The following is a 19,946-nucleotide window of genomic DNA, read 5'->3' as shown; positions in this document are numbered from 1 at the left end:
CCAGCCCCCGAGTCCGGGCGCTGGCCGTCTGTTCCAATCCGGTGGCGCCCGGTCAGGGCGCCTGGTGCCCGTCCCCTCTTCCGGGCTGCGGGCCCAGGGTGCGCAGCAGCGCCTCCCCCAAGGCATCGGGCAGCTCGGCGCTGACCGGCAGATACCACCAGTTGTCCGGGGCGAAGGGGCGGCACTTGACCGCATCCTTCTCGGTCATCAGCAAGGGGCGCTGGCCGAAGCGAGCCAGCAGCTCGGCGGCGTCGAACGCCTGGTGATCCCCGTAGCCGACGCTCTGCACCAGCTCGTAACCAAGGGCGGTCAGGGTGGCGAAGAAACGAGGGGGATGGCCGATGCCCGCCAGGGCATCCACCGGCCCCGAGAGGGGGGCCGTGAGAGGCGCATCGTCGCACACCCGGCGCAGGGTATCCGGCACCAGGCGCATGGCGTACTCGCCACGGGCGGGTTCGCCGCCGTTGCAGATGATGGCGTCCACCCGCTTGAGGCGGGTCGTGGGCTCGCGCAGCGGCCCCATGGGCAGCAGACAGCCATTGCCAAAGCGGCGCGCCCCGTCCACCACCACCAGTTCGATGTCACGGGCCAGGGCATAGTGCTGCAGGCCGTCGTCGGTGACGATGATGTCCACCTCACCGCTTTGCTCCAGCAACCGCACCGCATCGGCCCGTCTGGGGGCCACCGCCACGGGGCAGCCGCAGCGCCTTGCGATGAGCACGGGCTCATCCCCGGCCTCGGCCGGGGTGCTGCTCTCATCCAGTCGATAGGGGTAATGGGGCGCCTTGCCGCCATAACCGCGGCTGACCACGCCTGGGCGCCAGCCCCGGGCCTGGAGTTGTTCCACCAGCCAGACCACCACCGGGGTCTTGCCGTTGCCCCCCACCGAGAGATTGCCCACCACCACCACCGGCAGGGTGGCCCGATAGGCGCGGAACCAACCCCGGCGATACCCCAGACGGCGGACGCCGCTGATCAGGGCAAACAGCAGGGCGAAGGGGGCCAGCCCCCAGCGCCAGAGGCTGTTCCCGTACCAGAGTCTGGCCAGCATCAGCCCTTGTTACCCGTGGCTGTATTACCAAACTGAATGGCCCGCAGCTGGGCATAAGTACCATGCATGTCCATCAGGGTTTGGTGGTTGCCGCGCTCGACGATGTGTCCCTCGTCGATCACCAGGATCTCGTCCGCCTTCTCGATGGTGGAGAGGCGGTGGGCGATCACGAGGGAAGTGCGCGCCTTGCACAGCTCGTCGATGGCCGCCTGGATGTGACGCTCGGACTCGGTGTCCAGGGCCGAGGTGGCTTCGTCCAGCAGCAGCACCGGAGAGTCCCGCAACAGGGCGCGGGCGATGGCGATGCGCTGGCGCTGGCCGCCGGAGAGGGAGGCGCCGTTCTCGCCGATGACGGTGTCATAGCCTTCCGGCATCTTGCTGACGAAGTCGTCCGCATGGGCGATGCGGGCCGCCTGCTTGATCTCGTCGCGGCTGTACTTCTCTTCCGCCGCGTAGGCGATGTTGTTGGCCACGGAGTCGTTGAAGAGGTGCACGTGCTGGGAGACCAGGGCGTACTGCTTGCGCAGCTCGCTCAGGCGGTATTCGCGGATGTTGACGCCATCCAGCAGAATTTCCCCCTCTTCGATGTCATAGAAGCGGGTCAGAAGGCTCGCGATGGTGCTCTTGCCGGAGCCGGAACGACCCACCAGGGCCACCGATTTGCCCGCCTCCACCTTGAAGCTGATGTTGCGCAGCGCCGGTGTTTCCTTGGTCGGGTAGGTGAAGGTGACGTTGCGAAACTCGATTTCACCTCGGGCACGTTCCAGAGTGCGCGTGCCGGTGTCCTGCTCCGGGGTGGAGTCCAGCAGACCGAACAGGCTCTGGCAGGCGGTGATGCCGCGCTGGAACTGGTTGTTCACGTCGGTCAGGCTTTTCAGCGGCTTGAGCAGCATCATCATGGAGGTGACCATGACGGTGAAGGTGCCCGCGGTCAGGGTCGCCTTGACGCTGTCGATGGTGGCGACATAGAGGAAGACCGCAAGGGCCACGGAGGCCACCATCTGGACGATGGGGCTGCCGATGGCGTCGGCGGCGACCATCTTCATGGTCTGCTGGCGCATCCGGTTGCTCACCTGGTAGAAGCGCTTGTCCTCCACCTCCTGGCCCCCGAACATCAGCACCTCTTTGTGCCCCTTGAGCATCTGCTCGGTGGAGGTGGTGATGTCACCCACCGCCTGCTGGATGTGGCGGCTTATCTTGCGAAAACGTCGGCTGATGATGCTGATGAGGATCCCGACCAGGGGCCCCACCACCAGGAAGATCACCGACAACTGCCAGGAGTGCCAGAACATCAGGCCCAGCAGGCCGATGACGGTGGCCCCTTCCCGCACCAGGGAGACCAGGGTCGAGCTCGCGGCGGACGACACCTGACCGGCGTCATAGGTCACCTTGGAGAGCAGGTTGCCGGTGTTCTGGCGGTCGAAGAAGCTCATGGGCATGGCCATCAGGTGGCTGAACACCTGCTGCTGCAGGCGCATCACCACGTGGTTGCCGACCCAGGCCATGCAGTAGTTGGAGAGGAAGGCGGCGCAGCCGCGCAGAGCCACGATGCCGAGGACGAAGAAGGGCATCCACTTGAGCACGCTGCTGTCGTTGCCGTTGAGCCCCTGGTCGATGAGCGGTTTGATGGAGTAGACGAAGGTGGTATCCACGGCCGCGTAACCCAGCATGCCAATGATGCCGCCCACCAGACCCAGCTTGCGATCCCGGACATAACCGAGCAGGCGCTTGAAGACGGTCCAGCTCTCTTGTGAGGTTTCTTGTTGCATGAATAGCCGTTAATAAGGGAAATGACGGGCTATTCTAGCCAAACCTTGGAGCTACACCAAGCGCCGCTGGCGCGATGGCTACAACCCGGGTCACAAATGAAGGCCGCCCCTTGCCGGGCTGGCTCACCGGATCCTCACTCACTTCCCCATACCTGCGGCTGCCACCAGGGGCCGCCACGCCGGTACCAGGGCCCCTGCTCCCGCTCGGCCCGGATCCTGAGCCCCGCGTCCCCCGGCTCGATCAGGATGGCGCCCGCCTCCCCCGTGACCCACTGCCGCGCCCCCTGGTATCGCGCCACCACCTCGGGGCGGGGAAAGCCCCACTGGTTCATGAAGCCTGCGCTGTGCACCACGAAGGCAGGTTTCACCGCCACCACGAAGGGGGCCGTGGAGGAGGTGCGACTGCCATGGTGCGGGCTCACCAGCAGGGTGCTGGCCAGCCCCGCGCCCTCCACCTCCTCCAGCGCCAGCAGGCGGCGCTCCGCCTGCTGCTCGATGTCGCCGCTCAGCAGCAGGCGATGGCGCCCGTCGTCCAGCTGCACCACGCAACTGTCGTTGTTGCGCCCCGCCCCGGCTGCCAGGGGCCAGAGCACCCGTACATCCAGTCCCTGCCAATGCCACTGCTGACCTCGGCGGCAGGCCTGGGTAGCCGGTCCAAAGGGGAAGGAGGAGAGCTCCCGGCGCACCGCCATGCTCTGCAGCAGAGCCTGCCGGTTGCCCGCGTGATCCCTGTCTCTGTGGCTGATGATCAGGGTGTCGATCACCCGGATGCCGAGCCGGTTGAGCAGGGGCAGGATGGCCGCATCCGCCATGTTGTAGCCCCCGGGGTAGCGATCCCCGGTATCAAACAGGATGGCCCGATCCCCCCGGGTGACGAGCACCGAGAGCCCCTGCCCCACGTCCAGCACCCGCACCTGCCAGGCAGCGGGAGCAGGCCAGAGGGCGAGCAGCAGGGCCGCCGCCACTGGTCCCCCCAGGGCGCGCCCTCCCGGCAGGTGCCATCCCGTCCACAGCAGGATCAGCAGGGCGCTGGCGGGCATCAGCCAGCCGGGCACCGGCCACCAGAGCTGCAGGCGATCCGCCAGCTGCGTGAGCCCCCACAGCACCCACTCCAGGCCAAAGGCGGAGACCCAGAGCAGGCCGTGGGCCAGCAACGTGGAGAGGGGCGCCACCAGCACGCCGATGAGCGCCAGGGGAATGATGACAAGGCAGAACAACGGCAGTGCCAGCAGATTGAGCAGAAACGCCAGGGGCGCCATCCCCTCGAACAGCAGCAGTTGCAGGGGCAGCAATCCGAGCAGCAGCAGAAGTTGCAGCCGCACCAGGCCGGGGCGATCGTGCAACAGGCTCGCCAGCAACAGCAGGGCCACCGCCAGAAAAGAGAGCCAGAACCCCGCCGAATAGAGGGCGAAAGGGTCCCACAATGTCAGCACCACAAAGGCCCACAGCCAGATCCGGTGGCTCGGCCAGTCCCGCTTTAGCCAGCGCAGCAGGCTCCACACCAGCACCATGATGAGGGCACGCTCGGTGGCCACCGCAAACCCCGCCAGCCAGCTGTAGGTGGCCGCGAACAGGAGTGACACGCAGATAGCCCCGCGCAGCCCGAACAGCCGCCCGAGCCACCAGCCGAGCACCGCTACCAGAGCGATATGCTGGCCCGAGATGGCGATGATGTGGGTCAGGCCGCTGCCGCGAAAGAGTTCCCACTGGGCATCCGTGATCCCTCCCTGTTCCCCGAAGGTGAGGGCCGCCAGCAGGGGGGCCTGCGCCATCCCCTCCCAGGCGCGACTCGCCGCCGCCAGCCAGCGATCGCGCACACCCGGGGGCACGGCATCCAGGGCGATGACCCGGCGCAGGTTGCCGGTGGCGGTGATTCCCTTGCCAAGGAGCAGGCGCCGCCCATCCATCCCCGCTTCGTTGGCCAGGCCATGGGCCGGCTTGAGAGAGGTCACCAGGGTGACGCGGCTGCCGGCAGGCAACGGCGGCAACACCTGATAGGCATTGACCCGCACCAGGGGTGGCACGATGAGGGGGCGATCGTCCAAGGTATCGAGGCGCAGCAGCAGGCGCGCAAATTTATCCCCCTCTTTCTCTCCCGAAGACTCCGTACTTTGCACGTGTGCGGTTATGATGTGGCTCGTTTTTTTGCCAAGCTGATCCAGCCAGGCAAGCCGGTAGTGCAAATTCACCTGCATCCAGAGGATGCCGAGCAGCAGAAACAGCAGCCGCCAGCAACGACCACCGGCGAGGGGGAGCGCGAGCAGCAGCATCAGGCCACCCCATTCCCATGAAGGCAGCCATGGCCAAAGCAGTGAGGAGCTTGCCCCCAGGGCAAACGACAACAGACGCAGATCCATGGAGCAAGTATTTAGCAAGGTTCAGAACATGCCCAAACGAATCATACAGCGCTGGCTACCCGACCCGGCGACCCTCAAGGAACACAAGCACTTGCGACTCTTTGGCAAGCTGCTGCTGGATGCCAACCTCTGGCATCTCAACCGGCGCTCCGCCGCCGGTGCCTGTGCGGTCGGCCTCTTCATGGCCTGGGTGCCCCTCCCCTGCCAGATGCTGCTGGCCGCTGGCGGCGCCATCGCCTGCCGAGTCAACCTGCCCCTCTCGGTAGCCCTGGTCTGGCTCTCCAACCCCCTGACCATGCCACCGCTGTTTTATGGCGCCTATCTGGTGGGCTGCCAGTTGCTGGGGCAACCCTCCCAGCACATCGAGATCACCTTCACCTGGGCCTGGCTGGTGTCGGTGTTCGAGACGGTGGCCCCGCCGCTCTTGCTGGGCTCCCTGGTGCTTGCCCTGCTGAGCGCCCTCGTCGGCTATGTCCTGGTTCGCGCGGGCTGGCGCCTGAGCACGGTGCGCCAGTGGCAAAAACGCAAGGTGGCGCGCCCATGCTGAATCGCTGGTTGGCCCGCTTCAAGATTGACCCCGATACCCTGCGCCAACAGAAGTGGTTCGCCCTCTTTGGCGAGCGACTGCTGACCCCCGCCCTCTGGCAAGGGGGAACACGGGCCCTCTGTGGCGCCGTGGCGGCCGGGCTGTTCGCCAGCTGGGTCCCCATGCCCATGCACTCCCTGGTGGCCGTCGCCCTGGTGCTGGCCTTCAGCTTCAACCTGCCGCTGGCCCTCTTGGCGGTCTGGTTCAACAACCCGCTGACACTCCCCTTCATGTACCTCTACGCCTATCGTACCGGTTGCCTGGTGCTGAACGAGACGCCAGCCCCCTTCCATCTCACCTGGTCCCTGCACTGGCTGGAGCAGGAAGCGGCTATCCTGGTGCCCCCCTTCCTACTCGGCAGCCTGCTGCTGGCGGTGCTGAGCGCTGCCGCTGGCGCCTTGCTCACCCTGCTGCTGTTGCAACTGGGCAAACTGGCCCGCCCCCGCTAGGTTGCCAGCACGCCGTCCTTGTCTCGGGCGGCGTGCCTTGCCATCGTCTGCCTCTGCCACCACACTCCTTGTAACCCGTTGTTTTTCGACCCCCATTCGAAACAAGGAGCCCACCATGGCCGAATCGCTCACGCTGGCCCATGCCAATGGCAACCCCCTCTCCCTGCTCCCCGCCATGGCCAATCGCCACGGCCTTATCACAGGGGCCACCGGCACCGGCAAGACAGTCACCCTGCAGGTGCTGGCGGAGGGGTTTTCCCGCCTCGGCGTGCCGGTCTTTCTGGCAGACGTGAAGGGGGATCTGAGCGGCCTGGGCGCCGCCGGCATCCCCTCTGCCAAGCTGGATGCCCGTCTGGCCCAGCTCGGCCTTCAGGCACCCGACTTTGCCGCCAGCCCCACCCTGTTCTGGGATCTCTTCGCCGAAGAGGGCCACCCGGTGCGGGCCACCGTCTCCGACATGGGGCCTCTGTTGCTTGCACGCCTGCTCGGCCTCAACGACACCCAAAGCGGGGTGCTGGAGCTGGTGTTCAAGGTGGCGGACGACGAGGGGTTGCTGCTGCTCGATCTGAAAGACCTGCGGGCCATGGTGCAGTTTGCGGGGGAGCACGCCAAGACCCTCACCACCCGCTACGGCAATGTGTCAACCGCCTCCATCGGCGCCATCCTGCGCAACCTCCTCACCCTGGAGAGCGCGGGCGGCGATCACTTCTTCGGCGAGCCCATGCTGGACATCCAGGATCTGATGCAGACCGACGAGGCGGGCCACGGCCATATCAATGTACTGGCCGCCGGCAAGCTCACCCAGTCCAGCCGCCTCTATGCCTGCTTCCTGCTCTGGCTGCTCTCCGAGCTGTTCGAACAGTTGCCCGAGATAGGGGATCCGGAAAAGCCCGTGCTGGTGTTCTTCTTCGACGAGGCCCATCTGCTGTTCAAGGATGCGCCCAGGGCGCTGCTGGAGAAAATTGAGCTGGTGGTGCGCCTCATCCGCTCCAAGGGGGTGGGCGTCTATTTTGTAACCCAGAGTCCGGCCGACATCCCCGACAGCGTGCTGGGGCAGCTTGGCAACCGGGTGCAGCACGCCCTGCGCGCCTTCACCCCGAGCGATCAAAAGGCGGTGCGCATCGCCGCCAACACCCTGCGGGCCAACCCGGCCTTCGACGCCGCCGGAGCCATCACTGAACTGGGGGTCGGGGAGGCGCTCATCTCCCTGCTCGACGAGAAGGGGCGGCCCAGCGTGGTGGATCGCGCCTTCATCGCGCCCCCGGCCAGCCGCATCGGCCCCCTGAGCGCGGCCGAGCGCCAGGCGCTTATTCAGGGCTCATTGCTCTACGGCAGATACGACACCCAGGAGGACAGGGAGTCCGCGTTCGAGCGACTTCAAGAGACATCGCCCGCCGCCGGTGACGAGACCGCTTCCCCACAGACCGACCAGGGCGGCGGTCTGCTGGATGCCTTGAATGGCATCCTGTTCGGTCGCACCGGCCCCCGTGGTGGCCAGCATGACGGGGTGGTGCAGACCGCCGCCAAGAGCGTGGCCCGCACCCTCGGCAACGAGGTGGGACGCCAGCTGATGCGCGGGGTGCTCGGCTCCCTGCTGGGAAGCAGCAAGCGGCGCCGCTGATGCCGGAAAATGAAAAAGCCCGCCGATACGGCGGGCTTTTTATGGCTGAAGCAAGGCGCTGGGCGCAGATGCGTCTCTCTTACAACACCTTGGCGATGGCATCGCAGAGGGGATCAATGTTGGCGCGGGTGATACCGGCCACGCTGATCCGGCCGGAGCCGACGATGTAGATGGCGAATTCGCTCTTGAGGCGCTCCACCTGATCCTTGGAGAGACCGGAGAAGGAGAACATGCCGTTCTGTTCGCGGATGAAACTGAAATCCTGGTTCACCCCCCGCTCGGCCAGCTTCTCCACCAGCAGCTCGCGCATCTCGCGAATGCGCACCCGCATGGCGGCCACTTCTTCCACCCACTCCGCATAGAGGGCCGGGTCGCTCACCACGGTGGTGACAACGGCGGCGCCGTGTGACGGCGGGTTGGAGTAGTTGGCACGAATGACGGTCTTCACCTGGGTGAAGGCGACGTCGGCCACCGCCTTGGTCGCGCAGACCAGAGTGAAGGCGCCGACCCGCTCGTTGTAGAGGCCGAAGTTCTTGGAGAAGGAGCTCGCCACCAGCAGCTCGTCGTGGCACTCGGCGAAGATGCGAAGGCCTTCGGCATCCTCTTCGATACCCCGGGCGAAGCCCTGATAGGCGAAGTCAAAGAGCGGCAGCCAGCCGGCGGCGGCACTCTGCCTGGCCAGGGCGCGCCACTGCTCGGTGGTGGGGTCGATACCAGTCGGGTTGTGGCAGCAGCCGTGCAGCAGCACCAGATCCCCCGCCTGCGCGTCAGACAGGGAGGCCTGCATGGCGGCGAAGTCGAGCCCCTTGGTGGCGGCGTCGTAGTACTTGTACCACTTGACGGTCAAGCCAGCCGCCTGGAACACGCTGACGTGGTTCGCCCAGGTGGGATCGGAGATCCAGATGGTCTTGGCGAGATTGTTGCGTACCACGAACTCGGCGGCGATACGCAGGGCACCGGTACCGCCCGGCGCCTGCGCCGTCTTGGCGCGGCCGCTGGTCACCAGGGCGGCATCACGGCCGAACAGCAGTTGCTGCACGATGCGGCCGTATTCGATATTGCCTTCGATACCGAGGTAGTTCTTGGTCTTCTCGTCGGTCAAGAGCTTCTGCTCGGCTTGCTTGACGCAGTGAAGGATAGGAGTGGCACCGGTCTCATCCTTGTAAATACCGACCCCCAGATTGATCTTGTGGCTGCGAGTGTCGGCACGGAAGGCTTCGGTCAGGCCCAGGATCGGATCCGCTGGGGCGGCAACAACCTTTTCAAACATGGTATTCCCTGTAGTCCGTTGAGTTCGTTGGCTGGCAAAGTAGGTTGGCAAACAAAAGCGCCCGTCCAGGGAGCGCTTCGTCAGCTCTTTATACCACTGCCTTCCATAGGGGAAAACCGCTTTCTCGGCGCCGCCTCAACCAATCCCGTGCCAATCCGGTGCCAGGGCACACACCTCGACCGACAGACCCCGATTCGACTCCACCAGATCATTGCACAGCGCCAGCAGCGCACGGGGGATACGGCTCGGCTCCCAGGGCCGGCCATCCCCCAGGGGAGCCCCGTAAGCCGCCTTGATGGGCAACAGATCCCGGGGCAACCACCAGCTCGCCGGTCTCCCCAACCGCTGGGCCAATGCCAGTACCCTGTCGACCCCGGCCGGATCCAGGGCAGTGAGGTGGCTCCAGAGGGTCTGGGGCGGCAAGGCGGCGATCAGGGGCTCCAGCGTGCCGGGATCCTCGGCGGGATACCAGACCAGCAGCGCGTCGGCGGGCAGTGGCAACTCGGCGAAGGCGCCGACGGCATCGGTCGTGATCACCCGCTGTATCTCCCCCTCTCCCCAGAGGATCTTGCCAAGCTGCGCCAGGGTGCGGGCTGGCAGCGCCACCTCCCCCAGCGTCTGGAGCCAGGGGGCGGCATCCAGCAGGGTGCCGCCGCTGAGAAACAGGCTGAACGGCCGTGCGGCCCGCAGACGAAGGGGCAGATCACTGCAAAGCCGGATCCCCTTGTCTTCGAAGTCGATCTGCTCGATGGGGCTGAAATGACCCTCCCCCTTGCGATACAGGGCCGCCAGCACCCGCTCGTTGACCCTCTCCCCCAGTTGCCAGCCGTGGGATTGCAGCCACTCCTCGGGTTCCGGCGGGGCACTGGCCATCTTCGCCAGCATCAGCTCCCGGGTCAGATAGCGGTGCCCGGCAGGGGTGAGCGCATAGTGATGATTGCCAAGGGCCAGCAGCAACTGGTTGTCCCGAAGCATGCCGATGAGCGGCTGCCATTGACGACCGCGAACAGCCTGGGGGCCGCCGCTCAGCAACTGCTGTGCCAGCGCGCGCCACTCGGGGTGGGTGAAATCGATCAAAGGCATCCTTCCCTGTCGGCCAATCTGCTTCAACAAATTGAATAATCTAGCGATTTACCAGAGGAGAACCAAGGGGGCAAGGAAGACAACGTGATATGGCACAGGGCCAGAGGACGAAAAGTAGTGAAGGGGCCAAAAAACAGAACGGCCAAGCAAGCTTGGCCGTTCATCAACTAAATCAGCGCAGAGGCTAGATTAGAAGTTGTATTGCAGGGCAACAGTGAACTCGTCGTCCTTGTCGTTGATACCCTGGATTTTGTACTCGGTGTACGCCTTGAACTTGGAAGTGAAGTTGTACTGCACGCCCAGCAGGGTTTCGTCGACGATGTCTTCGTAAGAAGAACCGGCGGAGTTGGACAGTACCTTGCCTTCGGCGAAGTTGTAACCGGCCAGGAAGGTCCAGGCGTCAACGTTGTAGGAAGCAGCCAGCTCGTAGCCACGGCCCTTGTCCTTGTTGTTGCCTTGGGTGGTGTTGTCGTAGCTCAGGTCACCCTGGGTGTACATACCGGCGAAGTAGAAACCGTTGATGGCGTAGTGTGCGCCCAGGGCCCACTCTTTCTTGTCGCCAGAAGCGGTGCTGACGGTGCTTTCCAGGTCGGAGTAAGCGTAACCGGCGTTCAGGCCCAGACCGAAGTCGAAGTCGTAGCCAGCAGCAGCGGCGTAGCCGTAGTTGCGCTTGACGTTCGGACCGTAGACGTCGGTTTCCTTGATGCCTTGACCGATGTCAGTAACCTTGACGGCTACGTCATCGTTGGTCTGGTAGGACACTTTGCCCTTGAAGCCACCGAAGGTGTTGGAGTAGATGATCTGGCCTTCTTGACGACCGTCGTAGAAGTTACCTACGTCACCCCATTCGTTGAAGATATCGGTCGGCTCCAGCACGTCGTAGAACGCGGTGTCGGTCTGGCCGAAGATGATCTTGCCGTACTGGGTACCGTCCAGGCCGACATAGATGTGACGGGAGTTGAACTTGTTGTCAGAGTTTTCGGCGGATACTTGCCACTCGGTCTTGGCGATACCGGACCAGGTGTTGTTCAGGCCGACTTTGCCGGACCAGCCCAGACGGGAGGAACCAACCAGTTCAGCGTCGGTGTCGTCGTGTTCACCGTAGTAGTTGGCTTGAACACGGCCGTAGATGTCAAAGGAGGTGCCGTCTTTGTCGTAAACGACAGCAGCGTTGGCTGCGGATGCGAACAGAGCCGGGATAGCAATAGCCAGAATTGTCTTTTTCATAGTTTCCAATGCCTACTGTAATTAAACACTAAGTCCTTGTTATTCCCTGTGTTAGCGATGTTCTTTGCATCACTATGGCGCCGAGACTATCACCGGGTTTTCGAATCCGCAATGAAAAAACTTGGAACTTTTTATGAAAACCATAGTCACAGGGGAAAATTTGTGAGCTGAATCTCACAATGTTTGCCCCATCAGGGAAAACGTTTACAGCGATACTCTCTGCCTGAATCCCTCTTTTTTGGTGGTTTATTGCAACCCCCTGTTCCCTCATAACATATGTGCAAAGCCGGGGCTGACCCGGCTGCTTCTCCCCTGCCTCGACCAGGGCCGCCTGTTGCGGGTATCCTGTTGTCATCCACACCGACACGGCCACACCTTCTTTATGCTATCGACTCGCCTCAAAGCCACCATCCGCAATACCTATCGCCAGATTGCCGATGGTTTACCCGGTTTTGTGCCGCGCAAGGAGCAGAATTTCCTGGTTGCCGAAATCGCCAAGACCCTGACGGGAGAATATGACAGGAGTCGCCGCATCCTGGTGGCCGAGGCGGGCACCGGCATCGGCAAGTCCCTCTCCTATGCCCAGGGGGCCATACCAGTGGCACGGCTGACCCAGAAGAAGCTGGTGATCTCCACCGCCACCGTGGCCCTGCAGGAGCAGCTCATCCACAAGGATCTCCCCTTTTATCACCGCCACAGCGAGCTGCCGTTTCGTTTCATGCTGGTCAAGGGGCGCCAGCGCTACTGCTGCGAGCACCTGCTGGAGCAGGCGGCAAACGGCAGCGAGATGGCCAATTTCGAACTCGACTTCGGCGCATTGAGCAAACACAAGCCATCGGATGCTGACAAAGCGTGCTACCAGGGGCTGTGGCAGGCCTACACAGAAGGCAAGTGGGACGGGGATCGGGACAACTGGCCCAAACCCATTCCGGACCCTTGCTGGGATCGCATCGCCGCCGACCGCCACACCTGCAACAAGGCCCTGAGCCACCATCAGCACTGCCCCTTCCATCGGGCCCGCAACGACATGGACGCGGCCGATGTGCTGGTGGTCAACCACGCCCTGCTGCTCTCCGACCTCACCATGGGTGGCGGCATCATATTGCCGCCACCGGACGAGTGCATCTATGTGCTGGACGAAGCCCATCACCTGCCCACCATCGCCCGGGATCACGGCGCCGCCAGCGCCAGCATCAAGGGATCCCGCCGCTGGCTGGAAAAGCTGGTGCAAAGCGCTGGCAAGCTGGCCAGGACGCTGAACAAGGAGAGCCTCCTCGACCCCCAGCTCAAACTGCAGGATGCCCTGGCCTCTCTCCAGCCGGATCTCAAGGCCCTCGAGCAGTGGCTCACCAGCAATGACCACCTCTTTGGCGGCGAGCCCCACCACAGATTCGCCGATGGTGTGCTGCCGGATCCCCTGCCCATGCTGGCGGAAAACCTCAAGGAGGCGAGCAAGAAGGCGTTGCGGGCGCTGGACAGAATGCAGGGGGCCATCGGCGAGGCGCTCAAGGATGGCGAAATCCGTCGCAAGGAGGCCGAGCCTCTGCTAGCGGAGAGCGGTTTTCACTTGCAACGGCTCGAGAGCTTCTGCGCCCTCTGGGAGATGCTGAGCCGCCATGTTCCCACCGGCAAGACCCCCCTCGCCCGCTGGATGGCCAGAAGCGAGGACGGGGACATCTGGCTGCACGCCTCCCCCATCGAGGTGGGGTATTTGCTGGAGGAGTGGCTCTGGTCCCGCTGTCTCGGGGCCGTGCTGGTGTCGGCGACCCTCACCGCCCTCTCCTCCTTCAGTTATTTTCGCCACCAGGTGGGGCTCAAGGAGCATGACGGCACCCGCTATCTGCGGCTTCGCTCCCCCTTCGACTACCACAAGGCCGAACTCTATCTGCCCAAGATGGCCCATGAACCCAGTGCCCCCGCCTTCACCCAGGAGTTGATCGATACCCTTCCCCGCCTGCTGGCAGGCAAGGAGGCCAGCCTGGTGCTCTTCTCCTCCTATCGCCAGATGAACGAGGTGGCGGTGGGGCTGCGGGCCAAGGGGATGTCGCTCCTGGTACAGGGGGAAGCGTCCCGCAGCGCCCTGCTCCTCTTGCACAAACAGAAGTGCGACGGCGGCCAGGCCAGCATCCTCTTTGGCACCGGCAGCTTCTCGGAAGGGCTGGATCTGCCCGGCCACTACCTCACCAACCTGGTGATCACCAAGCTCCCCTTCGCGGTGCCCAACTCCCCCGTGGAAGAGGCGACCGCCGAGTGGATAGAGCAGCGCGGCGGCAACCCCTTCCTGCAACTGACGGTGCCGGAGGCGTCGCGCAAGCTCATCCAGGCCTGTGGCCGCCTCATCCGAAAAGAGGCGGATAGGGGGCGGGTCACCATCCTGGACCGGCGCCTGCTGACCAAGCGCTACGGCAAGGGCCTGCTGGACGCCCTCCCCCCCTTCACCCGACGCATCGAGTGACACGGCTGACGCCCGCCATGCGCTCCCCTGACCCTCATGTCAGGAGGGGGCAGGAAGATAGAAGAGCACGCTGCCCGCAGGACTCGGGGCAGCGGGATCCACACCCCGCACACCGGAAGGCGCCATAAACGGCTATTGCCGCTGTGGGGCAAACCTGTAAAAATGACCCCCTATTTTTCAGTGGGCAATTGCCTGACTGTTCAAGGAGATGAAATGAAACTGACTGTTCTGGTACCGGCCCTGGCTGGTCTGTTGTGGGCAGGTAGCGCCCTGGCCGCTAGCCAACTGGAAATTACGAATCCCTATGTCATCCAGCTGCTCGATGGCGAACCCGTCAACCCCCAGCTGCTCGACAAAGCCACCGTCTTCTCCCTGGAGCCCGGCAGGCACCAGGTCGTGGTCGCCTTCGAGGGCAACTACTCCAGCCGCAGTGAAACCAAGCTGGTCACCGCCGAGCCCCTGGTGATCAACTTCACCGCCGCCGACAACCAGCAACTCTTCCTCGACTTCAAGAAGCCCCGCAAGGAAGAAGAAGCCAAGCGTTTCGTCAAGGAACAGAACGTCGTTCTGAAAGACAAATCCACCGGCCAGGTTCTGAAATCCGAGCAGTTCGTCATGCCGACCGTGGGTGGCTTCCAGCTGACCCGTGACTATCAGCAGGAGCTGCTGAAGATGGGCAAGGCCTTCAACCAGCCCAAGACCGTTTCCGTCTCCACCGCCGCCGTGATGGCTGCCGCCAGCGCACCGGTGGAAGTGGCCCCGAGCAAGGCCATGAGCAACCCGGAAGCCCTGACCCAGCTGCAAAGCTGGTACAACAAGGCCGATGCGGAGACCCGCAAAGCCTTCCAGATCTGGGTGATCCAGCAGCAGTAAGGCGCATCGCACGCCTGCATCGAGGGGAGCCTGGCTCCCCTTTTTCATACCCGTTCATGGCCGATGCTTCATGTCACTGCGCATCTTCTATCACCCCCACTACTCCGCCCTGAGGCTGCCCGAGCGTCACCGCTTCCCCCTGGCCAAGTACCAGGCGCTGTTTGAACGCCTCGTCGCCCTCGACTATCCGCTGGCACAGGCCGCCCCTGCCAGCCGTGAGCAGATAGAGAAGGTGCACGATGCGGCCTATGTACAGGCCGCCCTCGCCGGCACCCTCGATGAAGGGGCCATTCGCCGGCTCGGCTTTCCCTGGTCTTCCCTGCTGATTGAACGTACCCTGCACTCGGTCGGCGCCACCCTGGCCGCCAGCCGCCACGCCCTTGCGCAGGGCTGCGGACTGCAGATCTCCGGCGGCTACCACCACGCACACCGGGGGTTTGGCAGCGGCTTCTGCCTCTTCAACGATCTGGTGATCGCGGCGCGAACCTGCCTGGACGAAGGACTCTGCGAGCGGGTGCTGATCGTGGATCTCGATGTCCATCAAGGAGATGGCAGCGCCGCCCTGTGCACGGGCAGCCGTGACATCATCACCCTCTCCCTGCACGGGGAACACAACTTCCCCCGCCACAAGCCGGCCTCCCATCTGGACTTTCCCCTGCCAAGCGGCATGGAGGACGACGCCTATCTCGAGACCCTGAACCAGGCCCTCGCCCTGGCTCATCGCCTCTACGCCCCCGACTTCATCCTCTATCAGGCCGGGGTGGATGTGCACCGGGACGACGAGCTAGGCTACCTCTCCCTGAGCGACTCAGGCGTGCGCCAGCGCGATGCCATGGTCTTTGACTCTGCGCTTCGCCACGGGCTGCCCATCACCGCCGTACCGGGAGGGGGTTACCGGCGAGACTGGCAGCAGTTGATCCCGCTGCACCTCTCGCTCTTTGACGTAGCAAGACACCGGTTTGGTTGAGCGGCACCACCCGGCCCATGATGAAAAAAGGCGACCCTTGGGTCGCCTCTTCTATATACGTGCGCAGGGATGATGACGCCGTCTGCCCTCAGGCATGGGCCATCGGCGTCGGGTGCTCGCCCATCTTGCGCAGCAGCATCAGCAGATAGACCAGGGAGACCCCGGCAATCACCATGAACAGCAGATGATCCGAGTAGTGCTGCATCAAGAGCGCCGTCAGGGTCGGCCCGAGCAGGCTGCCGATGGTGTAGCTCAGCAGCAGCGCCTGGTTCATGGCCACCAGTTGATGCTGCTCCACCTTCTCGCAGGCCCAGGCCATGGCCACCGGATAGAGCGTGAAGCCCGCGGCCCCCAGAATGAACAGCGTCGGTCCCATGGCCGCGTTGCCGAGCATCGCCATGGCCCCCAGGATCACCACCAGCACCTGTACCCGCAGCACCGGCAGGCGCCCGAAACGATCTGCCAGACGCCCCACCGGCCATTGCCCCAGGATGCCGGCGCTCACCATCACCGCCATCCAGTAGCCGATGGCCCCGTCGCTCACCCTCTGGTGGTTCAGATAGAGCGGCATCAGACCATAAAGCACCCCCAGCACGATGCCGGAGAGGATGCAGCCGTTCACCCCCAGACGCGCCTGACGCAGGCGCAGCATCGGCCAGACCGGAGTCCTGGCCTGGTGGTTGCCTGACGGACTGGCGATGCGGGTGAACAAGAGCGGCAACATGGCCGTCAACACCAGGGCGGTCACCCAGGGCAGTACCGCCATCAGCGACGTCGGTACCTTGCTCACCAGCAGTTGCCCAAGCACAGTGCCCACGTAATAGACCATCATGTAGGCGGCCAGCAGGCGCCCTCGATTGCGGGCGTTGCCGCTGCACATCAGCGCGCTCTCCACCACCACCCAGATCATGGCGCAGCCGACCCCGGCGATGAATCGCCAGGCGAGCCAGCTCCAGAAAGCCACAGTAATGCCGAGCCCGACGCAGCCTGCGGCAAAGAGCGCACTGGCCAGGTAGTAACTGCGATTGAAGCCGCAGCGGGCGATGAGTCTGCCCGCCAGCAGGGTTCCCAGCAGGTTGCCGGTGAAATAGGAGGAGCCGACCATGCCGACCTGCCAGGTGGGCAGATGCTCATGGGCGAGCCAGAGCGGCACCAGGGTATTCAATACCGCGATGGCCAGGGTCAGCAACAGCAGGCCACAGAGCAGGAGCAGCACCGGGCGGGAGTATGTGGTCATGGATAGAACCGTGGGGAGAGGCAAAATGCGAGCGCATCATGCCACCGCCTGTGCCTTTGTCAATCGGCACTGAGGCCGGGTCGCAAGGTTTTTCTGCCCACCGTGATGGCAACGCGGCACGGCCCTCCCCTGACGGGAGCCTCATCCCCTTGATTGGCCGGCACCTTGGTCATGATGAGGAGAAGCGGGCGGTTGAATATCGACCCTGTGCCTCCCTCACGCCAGAGCGCCATGACCAGAAGAGGCGACTCTGGGCCGCCTCTTCTTTCTAACAAGCACAACCTATCGTGCACAACGCCGGTCAGCGCTGGCGCTTCTTGGCGTACTTGCGACGAGCCCGGGCCTGGCGCTCCTCTTCCCGCTCCGCCTTCTCCCTGGCTTTCTGCTCAGCCTCGGCCTGGGCTTCCACTATCTCGACGCTCACCATCTCTGGCGTCTCCAGGGAGATCCGCCCCAGCATGCCGGACCGGAATTCATTGACCAGGATTTCCGAGGCCTTGTGCAGATCCGCAAGCCCCCCCTTGCGCATGAAGCCGCGCTGACGGGCAATGAGATCCAGCAGCTCGATCTCGGTCTCCGGCAGCTCGCTCAGCTGGTAGCGTGCCTTGATGCGCTCCGGATAGGCCTTGATGAAGTAGTCGGCGGCAAACATGGCGATGTCGGCGTAATCGAAGACGGTATCCTTGATGGCCGCCGTGATCGCCAGTCGATAACCGCAGGAGGGCGGGTTGAGCTTGGGCCACAGGAAGCCAGGGGTGTCCGTCAGGATGACGTGGTTGTCGAGCTTGATCCGCTGCTGGGACTTGGTCACCCCCGCCTCGTTGCCGGTCTTGGCGATGATGCGCCCCGCCAGGGTGTTGATCAGGGTGGACTTGCCCACGTTGGGGATGCCCATGATCATGGCGCGCACCCCGCGCAGCTCGAAGTTGCGCTCCGGCAGCATCTCGTGGCACAGGGTCAGCAGTTGCTTGATCTTCTCCTGCTCCTGCTGGGTCAGGGGCAGTGCCTTGATCCCCTTCTCCTGCTCCATGTGGGCCACCCACAGCGCGGTGATCTCGGGGTCGGCAAGGTCTGCCTTGTTGAGCACCTTGATCACCGGCGTCTCCCCGCGCAGCTCCGGCACCAGGGGGTTCTCGCTGGAGAAGGGGATGCGGGCGTCGAGCATCTCGATGATGACATCGACCTGGGGCATGACCTCTGCAATCTCTTTGCGGGCCTTGTGCATGTGGCCGGGGAACCAGTTGATGGACATATCCGTTACTCTCTCATTGGCATGCGGTCCCCTCTCGGGGCTGCGGGCGCTCGGGGTTGCGGGTGCGTGGTGATGCGCCAGACCGCTGGCACTCATCGCAAGGGGGCGCATTTTACCTGCTGCGGCCCCGATTTGACAGGCTATTCTGGCCGGGTGTTGTCACCCGGGTGGCCGGATGCCCGCCACGCCACCGGGAGGTGAGTGGCAGAACACAATCAACATAACCCATTGATATAAGATAACATTTGCAAGGCGCTTTCACCGTATTGTCATCTCTCTTCACTAAAAGTGTCATCTGCCCCCTCTAGGCTGCGCTCAGGTTTCACAAGGAGCGAACCCCAATGAGAAAGATGGCAGGACTTGCAGTGATGATAGGCGCCGCCCTGGCCGCCGGCTGCAACTCCAACAACGACAGCAACACCCCGGAACCCCGCGCCAAGAACGTGATCTTCTTCCTCGGCGACGGCATGGGTCTCAACACCCTGACCGCCTCCCGGATCTATGGCGTCGGCGAAGAGGGCAGCCTCACCATCGACACCCTGCCGGAAACGGCCTTCATCAAGACCTTCTCCCACGATGCTCAGGTGACCGACTCGGCCCCCTCCATGGCGGCCTACATGACCGGGGTCAAGAGCAACAACGGCGTCATCAGCATGGACAGCGACGCCACCCAGGAGAGCGATTGCAGCCAGAGCGGCGGCAAAGCGGTGACCACCCTGCTGGAGCTGGCCAAGGCCGATGGCCGCGGCACCGGCGTGGTCACTACCACCCGGGTCACCCACGCTACCCCGGCCGCCACCTATGCCCATATCTGCAACCGGGATCTGGAGGCTGATATCGCCGTCCAGATGGTGCCGGGGGGCAGCGGTTACAACAGCGCCCTGAAGGAGGGGCTGGACGTGGTGCTCGGCGGCGGCAGCGGCTTCTTCCTGCCCAGTGCCGACAAGGGCAAGCGGACCGATGGCCGCAACCTCATCGACGAGATGAAGGCGAAGGGCTATCAGTTTGCCGCCACCCTGGACGAGCTGAACCAGGCCGATGCGAGCAAGCCGCTGCTGGGCCTGTTTGGCTCAAGCCACATGAAATATGACCTGGACCGGCCCGCCAGCGAGCCGTCACTGGCCCAGATGACCCTGGCCGCCATCAAACAGCTCAAGGGCAAAGAGAAGGGCTACTTCCTGATGGTAGAAGGGGGGCGCATCGATCACGCCCTGCACGACACCAACGCCAAGCGCGCCCTGCAGGATACCCTCGCCTTCGACAACGCCATCCAGGCCGCCATCAATGAAGTGAAGAAAACCGATCCCGAGCTGAAAAACACCCTGATCGTGGTCACCGCCGACCATGACCACACGCTTGTGCTCAACGGCTACGCCAAGCGCACCGGCAAGACCACGGCAGGCAATGCGGGCGTGCTCGGGCTGGTGAGAAACTACGAGACCGGCGAGCCGAGCAAGGATAGCGATGGCATGCCCTACACCATCATCGGCTTTGGCAACGGCTACAACCGGGTGGACGGCCCGCGCAGCAGCGTGGCGGCCCTCGACGACGCCACCGTCTCCGCCGACGACTATCACCAGGAGGTAGTGGTCAAGGTGGGCGAGATAGGCAACGAAACCCACGGCGGTACCGATGTCTTCCTCGGCGCCATCGGCCAGGGAGCGGAGCGCTTCCACGGCTCTCTCGACAACACCGCCGTGTTCGGCAAGATCAAGGCTGCGGCCAAGCTGTAAGGGATTATCAGGATGA

At 63.9% G+C, this 19,946-nt stretch carries 15 protein-coding genes; 7 read left to right on the top strand and 8 right to left on the bottom strand.

The features are described from left to right. Nucleotides 1–52: 52 nt before the first annotated feature. The 3 genes from lpxK to I6L48_RS11670 all read right to left on the bottom strand — a co-directional run bounded on the left by lpxK (nucleotide 53) and on the right by I6L48_RS11670 (nucleotide 5,090). Nucleotides 53–1,051: a tetraacyldisaccharide 4'-kinase gene (gene lpxK, locus I6L48_RS11680; protein ID WP_113070053.1), complete on the bottom strand. Its 999-nt coding sequence runs from the start codon at nucleotides 1,049–1,051 to the stop codon at nucleotides 53–55. Next, nucleotides 1,051–2,820 carry a lipid A ABC transporter ATP-binding protein/permease MsbA gene (msbA, locus tag I6L48_RS11675; RefSeq protein WP_010675235.1) on the bottom strand — a complete coding sequence of 590 codons (1,770 nt, stop codon included), beginning with the start codon at nucleotides 2,818–2,820 and terminating at the stop codon, nucleotides 1,051–1,053. Before msbA ends, lpxK begins: the two co-directional genes overlap by 1 nt. Before the next feature lie 134 nt (nucleotides 2,821–2,954). After that, nucleotides 2,955–5,090, bottom strand: a complete 2,136-nt coding sequence (locus I6L48_RS11670; RefSeq protein WP_254203211.1) for a DNA internalization-related competence protein ComEC/Rec2 — start codon at nucleotides 5,088–5,090, stop codon at nucleotides 2,955–2,957. Between the two features lie 115 nt (nucleotides 5,091–5,205). Here I6L48_RS11670 and I6L48_RS11665 point away from each other — a divergent pair, with 115 nt between their 5' ends. The 3 genes from I6L48_RS11665 (at nucleotide 5,206) to I6L48_RS11655 (ending at nucleotide 7,833) form a co-directional block, all read left to right on the top strand. After that, on the top strand, nucleotides 5,206–5,724 hold the full coding sequence (locus tag I6L48_RS11665; protein ID WP_010675237.1) for a DUF2062 domain-containing protein: 519 nt from the start codon (nucleotides 5,206–5,208) through the stop codon (nucleotides 5,722–5,724). Further along, complete coding sequence (locus I6L48_RS11660; protein ID WP_102948610.1) at nucleotides 5,718–6,212, top strand: DUF2062 domain-containing protein; 495 nt, start codon at nucleotides 5,718–5,720, stop codon at nucleotides 6,210–6,212. The genes I6L48_RS11665 and I6L48_RS11660 overlap by 7 nt, the downstream gene beginning before the upstream one ends. A 115-nt stretch (nucleotides 6,213–6,327) precedes the next feature. Continuing rightward, on the top strand, nucleotides 6,328–7,833 hold the full coding sequence (locus tag I6L48_RS11655) for a helicase HerA-like domain-containing protein (RefSeq protein ID WP_216987255.1): 1,506 nt from the start codon (nucleotides 6,328–6,330) through the stop codon (nucleotides 7,831–7,833). 79 nt (nucleotides 7,834–7,912) lie between these two features. Here I6L48_RS11655 and I6L48_RS11650 read toward each other — a convergent pair whose 3' ends face one another. The 3 genes from I6L48_RS11650 to I6L48_RS11640 all read right to left on the bottom strand — a co-directional run bounded on the left by I6L48_RS11650 (nucleotide 7,913) and on the right by I6L48_RS11640 (nucleotide 11,413). Further along, complete coding sequence (locus I6L48_RS11650) at nucleotides 7,913–9,103, bottom strand: amino acid aminotransferase (RefSeq protein WP_010675240.1); 1,191 nt, start codon at nucleotides 9,101–9,103, stop codon at nucleotides 7,913–7,915. Nucleotides 9,104–9,238: 135 nt separating this feature from the next. Continuing rightward, nucleotides 9,239–10,180, bottom strand: a complete 942-nt coding sequence (locus I6L48_RS11645; protein WP_216987254.1) for a hypothetical protein — start codon at nucleotides 10,178–10,180, stop codon at nucleotides 9,239–9,241. 195 nt (nucleotides 10,181–10,375) lie between these two features. After that, a complete protein-coding gene (locus I6L48_RS11640) occupies nucleotides 10,376–11,413 on the bottom strand; it encodes a porin (RefSeq protein WP_180911043.1) in 1,038 nt (345 codons plus the stop codon). Nucleotides 11,414–11,795: 382 nt separating this feature from the next. Between I6L48_RS11640 and dinG the strand changes: the two genes are divergently transcribed. The 3 genes from dinG (at nucleotide 11,796) to I6L48_RS11625 (ending at nucleotide 15,708) form a co-directional block, all read left to right on the top strand. Continuing rightward, nucleotides 11,796–13,868: an ATP-dependent DNA helicase DinG gene (dinG, locus tag I6L48_RS11635; RefSeq protein ID WP_039040269.1), complete on the top strand. Its 2,073-nt coding sequence runs from the start codon at nucleotides 11,796–11,798 to the stop codon at nucleotides 13,866–13,868. Nucleotides 13,869–14,081: 213 nt separating this feature from the next. Continuing rightward, on the top strand, nucleotides 14,082–14,741 hold the full coding sequence (locus I6L48_RS11630) for a DUF2057 domain-containing protein (RefSeq protein ID WP_039040268.1): 660 nt from the start codon (nucleotides 14,082–14,084) through the stop codon (nucleotides 14,739–14,741). A 70-nt stretch (nucleotides 14,742–14,811) separates the two neighbouring features. Then, nucleotides 14,812–15,708, top strand: coding sequence for a histone deacetylase (locus I6L48_RS11625; protein WP_216987253.1), 897 nt, complete (start codon nucleotides 14,812–14,814; stop codon nucleotides 15,706–15,708). A gap of 88 nt (nucleotides 15,709–15,796) precedes the next feature. Here I6L48_RS11625 and I6L48_RS11620 read toward each other — a convergent pair whose 3' ends face one another. Together I6L48_RS11620 and ylqF are read right to left on the bottom strand one after the other, a co-directional pair. Continuing rightward, nucleotides 15,797–16,945 carry an MFS transporter gene (locus I6L48_RS11620; RefSeq protein WP_216987252.1) on the bottom strand — a complete coding sequence of 383 codons (1,149 nt, stop codon included), beginning with the start codon at nucleotides 16,943–16,945 and terminating at the stop codon, nucleotides 15,797–15,799. Between the two features lie 301 nt (nucleotides 16,946–17,246). Then, on the bottom strand, nucleotides 17,247–18,197 hold the full coding sequence (ylqF, locus tag I6L48_RS11615) for a ribosome biogenesis GTPase YlqF (RefSeq protein ID WP_216987251.1): 951 nt from the start codon (nucleotides 18,195–18,197) through the stop codon (nucleotides 17,247–17,249). Nucleotides 18,198–18,538: 341 nt separating this feature from the next. Between ylqF and I6L48_RS11610 the strand changes: the two genes are divergently transcribed. Continuing rightward, the gene (locus tag I6L48_RS11610; RefSeq protein ID WP_216987250.1) at nucleotides 18,539–19,930 is read left to right on the top strand and encodes an alkaline phosphatase; all 1,392 of its coding nucleotides are present in this window, start codon (nucleotides 18,539–18,541) and stop codon (nucleotides 19,928–19,930) included. The last annotated feature ends 16 nt before the right edge of the window (nucleotides 19,931–19,946 follow it).

Origin of the sequence: Aeromonas sp. FDAARGOS 1418 (genome assembly GCF_019048585.1) — a bacterium.
Classification (GTDB): Bacteria; Pseudomonadota; Gammaproteobacteria; order Enterobacterales; family Aeromonadaceae; genus Aeromonas; species Aeromonas caviae.
This window is presented reverse-complemented; position numbering and strand designations above follow the sequence as displayed.